Below are 13,181 nucleotides of genomic sequence, written 5' to 3' on the forward strand. Positions count from 1 at the left end.
GGCTATAATCCCTGTGTCCGCCGCCCGGCTGCCCCAAGACGCACCGAAACGGACTTGCCTATGCACGACGACACATCACGCACCGACCGTGAGTTCGCGGAGTCCCAGGCCCTCGTGGTACACGAACTGCGAGCCCCTCTGACCGTCGTGCGCGGCTACCTCGACCTTCTGCGTCGCCCCATGGGAGACGCCGACCGGCTCAGGGCCATCGCGTCTGCTCAGCGCGCCACTGAGCGACTCGACACGATGCTCGATGACCTGCTGGCCACGATGGCCGGGCGCGATCTCTTCTCGCCCTACCAGACGGAGTTCGTGCCGCTCCGCTTCCTCGCCGAAGACATCGCCGAGGAACTCCGCCCCCTCGGTGACTACAGCATCTCCGTCACGGGCGAGAATTGCTCGGTCCTCGGCGAGCTGGGGCGACTGCGCCAGGCCATCTTCAACCTGGTCAGCAACGCCATGAAGCACACGCCGTCCGATGGCATGGTCGCCGTCATGATCACCTGCGACGCGAAGGAGGCCGTTCTGTCCGTCGAAGACGATGGGCCTGGTGTGTCGCCCGAGGACCGCGAGCGCATCTTCGGCCTATTCGAGCGGGTCACGGCCGGGCGCAGCATGCCCGCCGGCCTCGGGTTGGGACTCCCGGTGGCACGCACGATCATCGAGGCGCACGGAGGCACCGTCGCGCTCGAGGATCCCGTGGAACTCGCCGGCGCTCGCTTCGTCGTGAGAATGCCGGTCGCGTACTAGCGCGAACTGGCAGCGGCCCCTACGTTTCGAGCGCGAAGTCGACGAGCATCCTGCACAGTTCGGGGAACTCGATACCGGCTGCCCGCGCGGCATCCGGCAGAAGACTTGTCGCAGTCATGCCGGGGATAGTGTTGGTCTCGAGTAGATGAACCGTTCCGTCCTCGGTCACGATCGTGTCGGATCGCGACATCCCCCGGCATCCAAGCACCTCGTGCGCCTCCAGCGAGATACGCTGGCATTCATCGCGCAGCTCCCGGGAGACTCGAGCCGGGATGATGTGGTTGCTCATGCCGGGCACGTACTTGGATTCATAGTCGTAGAACTCGTGCTCGGGCACGATCTCCAGCGTGGGCAGTGCAAACGGGTCGTCATTGCCAAGGACGCCCACTGTCACCTCGACACCCGCGATGAACTCCTCAACGAGTACAACGTCGTCGTGCACGAACGCCTCTCCGATGGCTGCCGGCAGCTCCCCGGGTGTGTGGGCGATCGTGACGCCGATCGCCGACCCCTCATTGGCGGGCTTCACGACCGTCTTCGTGCCAAGGTCGGCGGTGATCGCCGCCTCGTCGTAGGGCCGCCCGCGCCGGAGCACGACATACGGTGGCGTCGGAATTCCGGAGTATGCGTAGACATGCTTGGACATCACCTTGTCCATCGCAAGTGCACTCGCCAACACGCCGGATCCCACGTACGGCATACCAAGGAGTTCCAGCAGGCCTTGCACCGTGCCGTCCTCGCCAAGACGACCGTGCAGACAGATGAAGACGACGCCGGCGCCCGAGCTGCGCAGTGAGTCGATGAAGTCCGGGTCGCCCGCGTCTATCTCGAGGATAACGTGCCCGGTCTCCTGCAACGCGCGGGCAACCTGGGCTCCCGTGTTGAGTGAGACCTCGCGCTCCGCAGACCGCCCGCCCATCAGCACGGCAACCACCGGACGACCGGTCTGGGGTGCCTTGGTCATGAGTTGGTCCTCCACCTCAGCCGAATGGTCCGATGAGCCCGAGTCTGAGCGCGTCCAGAACGTACAGAGCGCCCCACCACGCGACAACTCCCAACAGCGTGGAGATCGACCCCCGGACGAGTGCCGTGGTGAACAAGCCGCCTCGCCTTCCCACGCCCGCACGCAGCCAGACAGCAAGCCACACGATGATGCTGGCGAGCGGGCCCAGGAGCATGAGCACGAGTCCCGCGAGCACGACATAGGGGTAGACGATCTGTTCGACAGCCGGGACCGCACCTTCCGCGGTGGAGATCTGAGTACCGGCGTATGCGACAAGTCCGATCCAGAGCACCCCGTACACCAGGAAAGGCCACCAGGGAATGCGCGGACGGGTCTCCGAGACGAGTTCCTCGGCCACCGCAGGCTCGGGCGCAGGCTCCTCGGCGATGTCGCTGTTCGCTGCGTCCTCGGGCGCAATCTCGGCGACTTCTGCGCCGGGTTCTTCGACAAGCTCGTCCATGTGTTCCCCTCCCGGTCGTCCACTGGCAGTCTACGCGAGCGGGTGCCCTGCCTCAACACGCTCGCGTACCGGAAAGCCCCTTGAATCGGCCTTGTGTGAGCCTCGCACGCACTGTGGTGCTTCTATGCATTCTGCGCGTGATTGACCACGGGTTCTGTCCGAAGGCGTACCATGGTTTCTCGAAGAAGAGACCGCCTCCCGCGAGCACGAGGTGACCGCGATGCAAGATGAACCGACAACGCCCGAACCGTCCGGGGAGCCCGTCATCCCATCAGCTCCTGAGAATCAAGCGTGGCCCCCCGCGGAGCCCGCCCTCGAGGTCGCTCCGGCACCGGTGCCTCTGCCACTGGCCGAGACCGCATGGGCGCCGCCTCAGGAGCCCCCGCCCGCTGACGCCAAGGAACCCCGGCAATCGCCGTCGACGGGAGCCGTGATCGGCATTTCGCTCTTCACCGCTTTGATCGTCGCATCGGTCGTCGGAGGCGCTGCCGGACTCGGGGGCGCATGGCTGGCTACACACAGCGACCAGAAGACCCCCTCCACCGTACAGGTCATCCCCGCCGAAACCGACGAGCCTGTCATTGCCGCAGCCGCGGCCGCGTTGCCCACCGTGGTCAACATCGACGTAGCCGGGGTGACGGCAACGGCCGCCTCACCGGACTCGGGACTGCCTGGAGGACATCCCGGCGTTCCCGCGGTCTCGAACGGCTCCGGTGTCGCCTACAAGCGCACCGAGGACGGAGGGACCTACATCATCACCAACGCGCACGTTGTCGAGAACGGCGAGGATATCTCCGTGACGGATTCCGGTCGCGAGTACTACGACGGCGAGTTGGTCGGGTTCGACACTGAAACAGATATCGCCGTGGTGTCGGTCTCCGCCAAACTCCCGCTCATCGACATCGGGAACTCCCACGAGCTCTCGGTGGGGCAGCTGGTCGTCGCGATCGGTTCGCCGTACGGCCTCTCACAGTCTGTCAGCTCCGGAGTCGTCTCCGCCCTTGGCCGGGCGTTGACCGACTCGGTCGATGCGCCGGCAGGGATCTACCCGCTGATCGACGTCATTCAGACCGACGCGGCGATAAACCCCGGCAACTCCGGCGGCGCTCTTGTCGACCGAGCTGGCCGCCTCGTGGGCGTCAACTCGGCGATCTACTCTGACACGGGAGCCAGCGCCGGCATCGGCTTCGCCATTCCCGTCGAGACTGCGGTTCGCGTCGCTGACCAGCTCATTCTATCCGGAACTGTCGATCATCCCTTCCTTGGCGTGCTTGGCCAGGACGTGGATTCCGTGCTTGCCAAGGAAGAGAAGCTGCCTGTGGCCGAGGGCGCGTTCGTTGTCGACGTGACAAAGGGCACCGAAGCGGAAAAGGCCGGGGTGAAGAAGGGCGATGTGATCGTGTCGCTCGACAGCGCCAAGATCCGCTCGATGAACGACCTCATCCTCGAAGTTCGGCGTCACGAAGTCGGCGATCGAGTAGTGATCGGCTTGTACCGAAAGGGCGAGCGAGCCGAACTCACGATGACAGTCGGAACGAAGCCGGCCAACATCGAGACACCTGCTGAGGAAGCCGAGTAGCCGTACCCTGCACGGGCAAACGTACAGCGTGCCCCGGGCGGAGCCCTCGGTTCTTCCGGAGCGCTACCCTGCCGAACCCTTGCTGAAGCGAAGCACCGCTAGCACGACGACGGACACGAAGGCAATCAGCCCCACTGCAACCACCCAGAGTGGCACCGTACCGCCCCCCTTGGTTCCGTCGCTCTCCGAGGCCGCCTGCTTGCGTGATTTCTCCGATCCGTACGCGGTCATCGCTGTCGAAGCCATCAGCGTTGTCGGGATCTCGACTCCCGCCGCTTCCGCCATCTCCTCGGGAGCGGACCGGTACGTCAGACGGGCTGTCACGGTGACGCTCCCGTCCTCGGGCATCAGAACATCGAATGTGTCCGTGACTGACTCCTTGGGCGGAATCCTGTCGTCCGAGGAGAACGCGACAGCCTCCCACAGCTCGGCGGGAGCGTTGCCCTTCTCGTCCTTGAGGACGCTGCCGAACTCATGCGTGCCGATGACGTTCTCCGCGCCACTGCTGTCCGTCGCGACGACCTCAAGCAGCATGCGCCGGATCTCTGTGAGACCGGTCGGGAGATAGTGCCCTGCTCCAGAGTTCGTGATGGTCACCCTGCCCGGCTGCACGGTTCCGGGGGCGAAGATGTCCGGCAGCTCCATCTCTAGCGTTGCGGCCGCCTTGAGCCGCTCCTCGGCGCGCTCCGCATCGCCGAGCCCCACGTTGCCGCCCGCGAAAGTCATGATGTAGATGTGGTCGCGCTGTGGCCCGCCCGCTGCCGCGCTTCCCGGATACGGTTTGACGACACCTGGTCCTGGCGTCATGTGGCAGTCCTGGCAAACCGTGCCCTGCGCAGCGTAGGGGCCGTTCTTCCATTCGGTGTAGGTTGCCTCAAGGTGCATCCCGTTGCCCGGGTGGTTGACGTTGTGGCACATCCCGCAGAACTCCGCGGTCTCGTGGAACTGAGAGTAGACCGTCTTGTGGTACGGAGACTTCGCGTCCCTGAACTGCGCGCGTTTGGGCCCGTCGGGCTTGACCTTTAGAGATGTGTTCCCGAGTGGCTCGGAGGTGCCGATGACCTGGTGGCACAGATCGCAGGTCACTCCTTGGCGGGCCTGGGGCGGCATCTTGTCGGGCGCGCCGGACAAGCCGGCCATGACCGCGACCGCACCGTGGCAGGCCTCACAGAACGGACCGATCGCGCCGTCCGTGGCCTTGTTTGCCTCATCCAGCTTGTAGCGGTAGAGCGGGTCGATGAGAGCCTTCGCGTGCATCGACTCATTCCACGTCTCCATGAAGGCCGCGTGGCACCCGCAGTTCTCCACGGGCTCGAACTTGTCCACCGGCACCTTGGGTAGCGCAGCCGCTGAGGCCACGAACGCCAAGGCGACCATACACACCGCCACCACCGTGGCGACTCCGCGAAATCGTCTCAAACCATGCCCCTCTCGCTGGCGCACGCGCTCGAAGGTCTTGTACGCTTTGTACCCCTTGGCCGCGCGGTCAACTACCTCGCGACCGACGGCATTGGTTTCGGGGAATGATTAGACTCGCAACCATGGTACCTGCCCGATCGCCTGGAAAGGAGCTCTCTGATGGTGGAGACCTATCGATGCAAAGGCTGCGGCTACTTCCACGTCGGCCCCGCGCCCGAGCACTGCCCCGTGTGCGGTGCACCGCGCTCTGCGTTCGAATCGTACGCGGGCCCTGGCGACCTCAGGAGCACGAAGACGCTCGACAACCTCAAGGCCGCATTCGCCGGCGAATCGCAGGCCAACCGGATGTACACGCTGTTCGCCCGCATCGCCGAACTGGAGGGTGCGCACGAGGCGCGCGCCGCCTTCGAACGCGCTGCTGCCGAGGAGACCGCGCACGCCCACGGCCATCTCGCATACATGAGCGGATTCGGCACCACTGCCGAGAACCTCACGATCGCGGCGTCCGGTGAGGACTACGAGTGTACCGAGATGTACCCGAAGTTCGCGGAGGTCGCCGAGGAGGAGGGCTTTCCGGAGATCGCCTTCTACTTCCGGGCGGTAGGACGCTTCGAGAAGGAGCACCGCGAGGGCTACCGCAAGGCCACGGAAGTCCTCGGCAAGTAGCGTGGCGGAACCGACCGCTTCGACAGACATCCTCTCCCTCGACGCCAAGGGAATCGCCGAGGCGCTTGCCGGGATCGGTGAACCGCGATATCGCGCGGGTCAGGTCATCAGGTGGCTCCACGGGCGCGGCGTGGGGTCTTACGACGAGATGACCGATCTGCCCGCCGCGCTTCGTGAACGCCTCGCCGCGACTCACCCGCTTCGGCGGGCGCAAGTGGACGCCCGCCAGGTCTCGGCAATCGACGACACTCGCAAGTACCTCGTACGCCTGTCCGATGGCGCTGAGGTGGAGTCCGTCGGTCTGCCCGCAGGCGACCGCCTCACGGTCTGCTTCTCGACCCAGGCCGGATGCGCCATGGGCTGCGCCTTCTGCGCAACCGGTCTCGGAGGACTTGTACGCAACCTCTCCGCCGGCGAGATGGCGGACCAGGTGCGCGTGGTTTCGCAGGACTTCGGCAGACGGGTCACCAACGCAGTCGCGATGGGCCAGGGCGAACCTTTCGCGAACTACGACGCCGTACTGGGCGGTCTCCGGTTTCTCAACTCCACTGATGCGTTTGGCATCGGAGCCCGACACATCACGGTCTCTACCTGCGGTCTCCTTGGCGGGATAGGCAGGTTGGCCCGCGAGCCGGAGCAGTTCACTCTCGCGGTATCGCTACATTCCGCGCGCCAGAACACGCGCGACAGGCTCATGCCCGGAATGCGGGGTGTTTCCCTCGCCGAGCTGCGCGAGACACTCGCCGACTACGCCGACATCAGCGGGCGACGCTTCTCGCTCGAATACGCCCTCATCGACGGGGTCAATGACACGGCCGAGGAGTTCGCTGCGCTGGCTTCTTGGTGTCGGGGACTCCTGTGTCATGTGAACCTCATCCCGGCGAACCCGGTCTCCGGCACCGGGCTTGCCCGCAGCGAGTCCGAACGCACGCACGAGGCTGTCCGGCTGCTCGATGCGGCAGGTGTCGACGTGTCGGTCCGAGCCGAGCGGGGCGCGGATATCGATGCGGCCTGTGGTCAGCTGCGTCAGCGAGCTAGCAAGACCCCGGCGGACTGACTACGCACAGGCCACTCATGCCCGCCGGGCAGCGCTGGCACGCGCCAGGGTCGTAAGCATCACGAGGTTCGTATGAGTGTGCCGCGATGCGATCGTACAGCACCACGATCTCACTCTCTATTCGACCTGCTTCCGCAGCCACGAACTCGAAACGGATCTCCTGAGGGCACGCATCGGAGGCGATAACCTCCGGGCGCGAGAACACGACGTGTACCAGGCTCGCTCCGTCCACTATCGCAGCAAGCGCGTAGCACTCCGCCTGCAGGCGATAGCGTTCCCGCAGCTCATCCGGGTTGCCTGACGTCCCCGTCTTGTAGTCGACGATCAGGGCCTCCCCAGCGGTCTTCGAGTAGAGGTCGATCACGCCCCCCAGGCTGAACCGGTCTTCCGCCAGACGAATCGAGAACGGCGCCTCGCGACGAACGACATCCCCGCTCCATGCCTCCCTGGCCGTTGCCGAGCGCACAAAGGACCCCGCCGCATCCACGAGACATCCATACTCGGACTCTCCGAGCTCGAACTGCCTGGCGATTGCGCGCATGCGCTCTGCGTCGGGGAGACCCGGCCCCGAGAGCTGCAAGACCGAGTGGACCGCCGATCCGAACCCGCGCGGATCCGACGCTCCTTCGGACACCACCTCGGCCGCGGGCACGCCAAGGATGCTTTCGTAGTAGAAGCGCCGGCCACAGCGCTTGAGTCCGTCGAGGTGCGAATACGAGACCTGCCCGGGTGTCACATCCACCAATCTCGTAGACGGCAGAGGCTGTCCGCATCTGGGCGGTGCTCCACCAGCGGGTGACCCTCCCGCGGAAGCGACTTCCGCGAGCTCGGGTTGCCCGGCATCGAGGACGCGGACGCGACACGATTCTGAGCTATCCAACGCAACCACCTCGTCGGACTCGCCGGCAACGGGCACGCCGACCTCGAGCAGTCGTGCGAGTTTGAGCAGGTCGTTCAGGGCACGAGGAGGGCTCTTGGGGCTCAGCTTGTACGAACCGCTCACCAGCAGGGCATCGCGCGCCCGGGTGAAAGCCACGTAGAGGACGCGATTCTCCTCGGCGCGCTCCGCCTCCTTGTGCGACTCGGCGATCTCCCGGAACCAGGTAGTGTGCGAGAAGTTCAGGCCGCTGCGATTCAGACGATCCCCCGGTGCCCGCACCGCAAGCCGCAGGCCGTCGTCATGCGTCTCGAGCCTCGATATCTCGGCGCCATGACTGCAACTGGCTCCGAGATCGACCACGGCGACCACGGGGAACTCAAGTCCCTTCGACGCATGAACGCTCATGATGCGGACCGCGCGTGAGTGGTCGTCAGCAACCGTCACAGGTGCCTCAGCCTCACCGAAACGCTCCTTGGCGTCGAGCCACGCTGCAAAACCCGCAGGGCCGGTTTGCCCGTTCGCCTCGAAGGCGTCGGCCTGCCTGATGACCTTGAGGACGTTGGCCAACGCATCGCGTCCGGTGTTCCCGCGCGACAGGAGTAGCACGTCAAGCCCGGTTTCCTCGACGAGCCGCACAAGAACCTCACCCAGCCGCAAAGCGCCGACACGCCGACGCGCCGAGTCTATCGCTGCAATGAGGCACGAGGCCGCTGCCACGTCAGCATTCGCGAGGTCTGCGACTTGTCTGGACAGTCCCGCCCACAACGAAAAGCGCCCGCCCGCCGTGCGCGACTTGCCGAGGAGCGCGAGCGCATCGTCGGAAACGCCGATGTCCGATGCGAGCACGCGGCCGAAAGCCTCGTCGTCATTGGGGTTCGCGACGACCCGCACGAGCGCTCGCATGAGTGCAACCTCTGCAAGCTCGAAGAAACGCGAACCGCCGACGATGACCGCTGTGAGCCCGACCTGCGAGAGCGCGTCGGCGTAGACGTGAGCATAGCGGTACCTGCGCACAAGAACCGCCATGTCGCCGGGATCGATGCCCGCGGCTGCAAGCTCACCGAGCCGGGTGGCGACCTCCTCGGCCTCGCGTCTCCTGCCGCCCTCACCGTCGCTGCGCGTAGAGTCGACGAAGGTCGCTTCCACCCTCGGCCTTCCATCGAGCGGGTGCAGCGGCCGCGCCGCATCAGGCGCCCGGAGTCGCATGAGGTCGTCTCCGAAGTACTCATCCGATCCGAACACGTCGTTCACGAAGCCAAGGATGTCCGGATGCGAGCGGTAGTTCGTGTCGAGTTCGACTACCAGAGCATCTCGGGATCTCATCTCCTCGGCGTGATGTTGGTAGACGTCGACATCGGCGCCGCGGAACCGGTAGATCGACTGCTTCTCGTCGCCAACGGTGCACAGGTTCCCGTGACCGAGTGCGCGTACGAGTCGCAGCTGCAGGGCATCAGTGTCCTGAAACTCATCGATCATCACGAGCTTGAACTGCTCGGCATACCGGGCTGCGATATCGGCGCGCCGCTCAAGGAGTTCCACCGCCCTCGTCTGCAGATCGTCGAAGTCGAGCATCCCGGCATCTGCCTTGAGCTGTGCATACCGCGCCGAGAAGCCTGCCACGAGTCTCCCCAGGACGGCCGCGTGGGGCGCGGCGAGCGCGGCGGCCACGCGGCCTACGAGACGCTCGCGGGCAGCCTTGAGCTCGGCATGCGCGTCGGAAAGCCCCTTCGTGTTGGATTTGAACAGGGAGTGTTCCTCGAGCAGGTTCATGCACGCCTCGAGGCGTTCGCCATCGGAGAGGACCGTACTGCAGATGCCGGCGCACGCTTCGCGCTGATGCGTGCAAAGCGCGAGGTAGTCCATGACCCCTGCGGCGTTCCCGACGTACTCACTGCACGCGTCGGCACCGCTCTCGATGAGTTCGAGCAGCTCGCGAACGACCTCGTCGGCGCTCGGTGCCGGCTCGAGCAGAAGATCGTCCGCGCCGAGACCGCGTGTCGCAAGCTCGCGTGCTGTCTGCTGCACCGAGGAGAACACGCGGTCGAATCCGAAGATGTCGAACAGGACAGCTGCGGCCGGATCGCCTTCGAGCAAGTCGCGCGCGCCGCCTTCGAATGCCTCTACCCGAAGCGCTCCTGCCTGCACCGTGTCCACTATCCCGAACAGGGGGTCGAGACCAGCCTCCAGGGCGTGGCGCTTGAGTATTCGGCTGCACAGCCCGTGAATGGTCGATATCCAGCCCCCATCGAGCTCGCGCGCCTCTGCGCGCAGTCCGCGCGCCCGAAGTGCGGCCCTCACCCGTTCGACAAGCTCGCCAGCGGCCTTGTCTGTGAACGTGATCGCCACCACCTCATCAGGTGACACGCCGCTCCAGCCGGCCACCGCCCCCGGGACGATCGCATTGATGAAGCGCTCCGTCAGCATCCGAGTCTTGCCCGAACCGGCGCCGGCACTTACGAGCACCGGTCCGTCCAACGTCAAGGCAGCCGTGTTCTGCTCATCGTTGAGAGGTGCCGTTGTCATCGTCCGGCCCCCTCGCATCCGGCCGCGATCGGACAGAACCCGCACGCGTTCGCAGTCTTCGGCTTGCGGGGGATGCGCCCGCCCCCGATACCTGCAGCCGCTTGCGCAACGCGCTCCTCGGCGCCTTGGATGAGCCGCTCCACGTCGCCCTGCTCCAGCGCGTCGGCCTTGTGGCCGTGGTCGAGTCCTCTGGTGAGCCGCTGTGGCACCCACAGGCCCCTCATCGCATGCGACCGGAGCGAGCGGTACACGGACGCCGCAATCGGCTTGTCGAAGGTCCGGGTCGCTGCAACCGCGTAAACGACAGCCTGGACGAGCCCGCGCTTCTCGAAATCATCGTGCCCATGCACTGTCGGCGACGACTTGTAGTCCATCACGACGAGCGCGTTGTCAGACGCGTCGATGCGGTCGACGGTTCCTGCAAGCTCAACCCCGCCGAACGTGAAGGGCTCGCGGCTCTCCTGGCCAAAGCCCCATTCCTGCACCACAGGCACGAATCCCGGGAGCACGTGGGCATCGTCCTCGACGATTCCCCATGCACGAGACAGGGCCGCCTTGACGGCGAATTCCTCTGCAAGGTCGGAGGGGGCTGGACGGCTGGACGCGACTGCTTCGCCGACCTCGTCCAGCAGCCAGCGTACCCGCTCCAAGGACTCGAGCGTGACCCGGGGCTCACCCGTCTCTCCGTGGAGTCGACGATAGAACTCCGCCAGAATGTCGTGGGTCCGCGTCCCGATCTCGCGTACGTCGATGCTTGTGTCGATCTCGCGCGGTCGCACGACGCGCTGGTAGAACCAGCGATACGGGCATTGGAGGTAGGCCTCTATCTCGGTAACGCTGAACGGGCCCCTCCCGGCCATGCTTGCGAGAGACTCGGGTGCGGTCAGCTCACCCCGGCTGGGGCCCGCATAGCCAATGCGCCGGGCCGCCTCGCGGATCTCGCGGCGCCCTTGCGTGTATGCCGGGATGTACGCCGCAATGTCGGCGGCACTCTTCCTACGGACGTCAAGCCCGGGCGGCAGAGTCTCCTTCCCCGCGGCGTCCTCGGCGCGGTAGAGATCCATGGCCTCGTCCCAAAGAACACTCGCGCGAAGTGGGGTGCCCGCATCGTCGGCCATCTGCCTCACCAACACAAGTCGGCGTCGGGCTCGCGTAGTGGTCGCGTAGAACAGTAGCCGCTCGAGCGCTCCTCGCTGTACGGATGATCCCCCGTAGGCTCTCCGCAGCTCCTCCGCAATGGAGTCCCGGGTATCAACGGGCGACTCTAGCGCGGTCAAGCCGCCGAGGACGACTGTGTCGAATCGTCGCGACCGAATCCGGCGCGCCTCGGTCACCTGCACGTGGCCTGGACTCTCAGTCGAGACAATCGACACATACACAGCACCCAGCGCCCGCCGCAGGTCTCGGGCACCAAACGGGTTGCCCTCCATGGACGCCATCTCCTCGACGACTCCCACGAACTGGCGCACTGCTGCCGCGTCGATTGTCGCGTCTGCGCCCTCACGTGCTCCATCTCGCGCACTCGCGAAGAGCGCAAATGCCAATTTCTGCCACTTCTCAACGCTGGGTGGCGCGACCTGCTGCTGGGCGGCACTTCGCGCAGCGGCTACACTGGCTGCCGTGCGGCCTCCCATCTCCTCGATCGACTTGCAGAGCCCGGGTCCGGCGGTCACGCATCGTCGTCTCCACTCCACATCAAGTCGAGCAGTTTCGTGGGGATCGGCGTCACTATATGGACCCAGCAGGAAGGCCATTGCCTCCTCCCGGCCTCCCGCTCCGGTTGCCAGGTCGATCAGCGAGCACACCGAACGCCCGAACGGAGTCTCGGCCAGCGGTTGAACGAAGTCCATCTCGTACGGCACGCCCTCCGTTTGTAGCGCGGCCTCGATTGCCACATGCCTGCCCGCCACGTCCGGAAACGCCACGACGATGCGCCCGGGCTCGACTCCCCCGGCGATCTCCCCCGCCACAACCTCGGCAACGAGCGCACACTCCCCCATCCCACCAGTGGCCTCGCCAAAGACGACCTCGCCATCCGCTCCGTGAGGCACCGGACCACCGACGTACAGTCTTGCCTCGAACAGGTCGAGCTCGCGAGTCCCTTCGCCCACGTCCAGGTGCAGGTGAACCGCTCCCGCCCCTACAAGCCGCGACACAAGGCCGTCGAGAGCTAGGGTGGCAGCGAACCCTTCTTCCCACGTCAACGCCAGCGCCACTTCTGTATGGTTCGCCAGCCCCAAGAGGAACCCGGCATGTGCCTCCGAGAGATCTGCGAATCTGTTGACGCCGACGGCACCGAGTCCGGGGATCTCCTTGGCAGACAGAAGGGCTAGCGTCTGCACGAACTCCACGAGACCGAGTTCGCCGACGAGGTCCCGGTATCTCGCGACGATCTTGCGAACCCCCGGTGTGCCGCACACTGCAACCGCTGGCCCCGTATCATCCGCAGCACCCCCGGAGGCAACGAGCGACGCGATGAGCCTGGCGAATCCTGGTGCTTTTGTTGACGGACCGACCGCGTCGGCACAGGCCATGACCGCGCGTTCCACCAGTGCTTCCCGACCCGCCCGGCCAACGATGCGCCTGCCGTCTCCGTGCAGACGCCAAAGCTCCTGCGCCCACGCGTCAAGCGTCGTGATGCGCAGCCCGACCGGAGCACGCGAGGACAGCTCTGCCGTCGCACGGCGCACGTCGGGACGCGTGGGCAGAAGCAGAACGGGCGATTCCCCCGCCTCTAGCGAGGCGACCACCCGCGAATGGATCTCGCCCGTCTTGCCGGCGTTCGCCCGGCCGGTAATCAGCGTCAGCAGCATCTGGTCTCCCCTCTCAGGGAACCAGCGTGGC

At 65.7% G+C, this 13,181-nt stretch carries 9 protein-coding genes; 4 read left to right on the forward strand and 5 right to left on the reverse strand.

Annotated features, from left to right (window positions below):
• Positions 1-60: 60 nt before the first annotated feature.
• The gene (locus Q8K99_12485) at positions 61-750 is read left to right on the forward strand and encodes a HAMP domain-containing sensor histidine kinase (GenBank protein ID MDP2183371.1); all 690 of its coding nucleotides are present in this window, start codon (positions 61-63) and stop codon (positions 748-750) included.
• A 19-nt stretch (positions 751-769) separates the two neighbouring features.
• On the opposite strand, the gene Q8K99_12490 is transcribed toward Q8K99_12485, so the two are convergent.
• Both Q8K99_12490 and Q8K99_12495 read right to left on the reverse strand, forming a co-directional pair.
• On the reverse strand, positions 770-1,714 hold the full coding sequence (locus tag Q8K99_12490) for a D-alanine--D-alanine ligase (protein ID MDP2183372.1): 945 nt from the start codon (positions 1,712-1,714) through the stop codon (positions 770-772).
• A 16-nt stretch (positions 1,715-1,730) separates the two neighbouring features.
• On the reverse strand, positions 1,731-2,213 hold the full coding sequence (locus Q8K99_12495) for a hypothetical protein (GenBank protein MDP2183373.1): 483 nt from the start codon (positions 2,211-2,213) through the stop codon (positions 1,731-1,733).
• Positions 2,214-2,433: 220 nt separating this feature from the next.
• On the opposite strand from Q8K99_12495, the gene Q8K99_12500 reads away from it, so the two are divergent.
• Positions 2,434-3,792: a trypsin-like peptidase domain-containing protein gene (locus Q8K99_12500; protein ID MDP2183374.1), complete on the forward strand. Its 1,359-nt coding sequence runs from the start codon at positions 2,434-2,436 to the stop codon at positions 3,790-3,792.
• Positions 3,793-3,855: 63 nt separating this feature from the next.
• On the opposite strand, the gene Q8K99_12505 is transcribed toward Q8K99_12500, so the two are convergent.
• Entirely contained in the window at positions 3,856-5,211 is a 1,356-nt protein-coding gene (locus Q8K99_12505; protein MDP2183375.1) for a multiheme c-type cytochrome, read from the reverse strand.
• A 159-nt stretch (positions 5,212-5,370) separates the two neighbouring features.
• On the opposite strand from Q8K99_12505, the gene Q8K99_12510 reads away from it, so the two are divergent.
• Together Q8K99_12510 and rlmN are read left to right on the forward strand one after the other, a co-directional pair.
• Complete coding sequence (locus Q8K99_12510) at positions 5,371-5,877, forward strand: ferritin family protein (protein MDP2183376.1); 507 nt, start codon at positions 5,371-5,373, stop codon at positions 5,875-5,877.
• 1 nt (position 5,878) lies between these two features.
• Entirely contained in the window at positions 5,879-6,934 is a 1,056-nt protein-coding gene (gene rlmN / locus Q8K99_12515) for a 23S rRNA (adenine(2503)-C(2))-methyltransferase RlmN (GenBank protein ID MDP2183377.1), read from the forward strand.
• Here rlmN and Q8K99_12520 read toward each other — a convergent pair.
• Both Q8K99_12520 and Q8K99_12525 read right to left on the reverse strand, forming a co-directional pair.
• Positions 6,912-10,337, reverse strand: a complete 3,426-nt coding sequence (locus tag Q8K99_12520; protein MDP2183378.1) for a UvrD-helicase domain-containing protein — start codon at positions 10,335-10,337, stop codon at positions 6,912-6,914. The genes rlmN and Q8K99_12520 overlap by 23 nt on opposite strands.
• Entirely contained in the window at positions 10,334-13,150 is a 2,817-nt protein-coding gene (locus tag Q8K99_12525) for a PD-(D/E)XK nuclease family protein (protein MDP2183379.1), read from the reverse strand. Before Q8K99_12525 ends, Q8K99_12520 begins: the two co-directional genes overlap by 4 nt.
• Positions 13,151-13,181: the final 31 nt, after the last annotated feature.

The sequence above is a fragment of the Actinomycetota bacterium genome, from assembly GCA_030682655.1.
GTDB lineage: Bacteria > Actinomycetota > Coriobacteriia > Anaerosomatales > JAUXNU01 > JAUXNU01.

What these genes read in the sequence shown, in the direction of transcription:
- Q8K99_12520 (MDP2183378.1), bottom strand. Translation starts at nt 10,337, where the DNA reads ATGACAACGGCACCTCTCAACGATGAGCAGAACACGGCTGCCTTGACG.
- Q8K99_12495 (MDP2183373.1), bottom strand. Translation starts at nt 2,213, where the DNA reads ATGGACGAGCTTGTCGAAGAACCCGGCGCAGAAGTCGCCGAGATTGCG.
- Q8K99_12500 (MDP2183374.1), top strand. Translation starts at nt 2,434, where the DNA reads ATGCAAGATGAACCGACAACGCCCGAACCGTCCGGGGAGCCCGTCATC.
- Q8K99_12485 (MDP2183371.1), top strand. Translation starts at nt 61, where the DNA reads ATGCACGACGACACATCACGCACCGACCGTGAGTTCGCGGAGTCCCAG.
- Q8K99_12510 (MDP2183376.1), top strand. Translation starts at nt 5,371, where the DNA reads ATGGTGGAGACCTATCGATGCAAAGGCTGCGGCTACTTCCACGTCGGC.
- Q8K99_12525 (MDP2183379.1), bottom strand. Translation starts at nt 13,150, where the DNA reads ATGCTGCTGACGCTGATTACCGGCCGGGCGAACGCCGGCAAGACGGGC.
- Q8K99_12490 (MDP2183372.1), bottom strand. Translation starts at nt 1,714, where the DNA reads ATGACCAAGGCACCCCAGACCGGTCGTCCGGTGGTTGCCGTGCTGATG.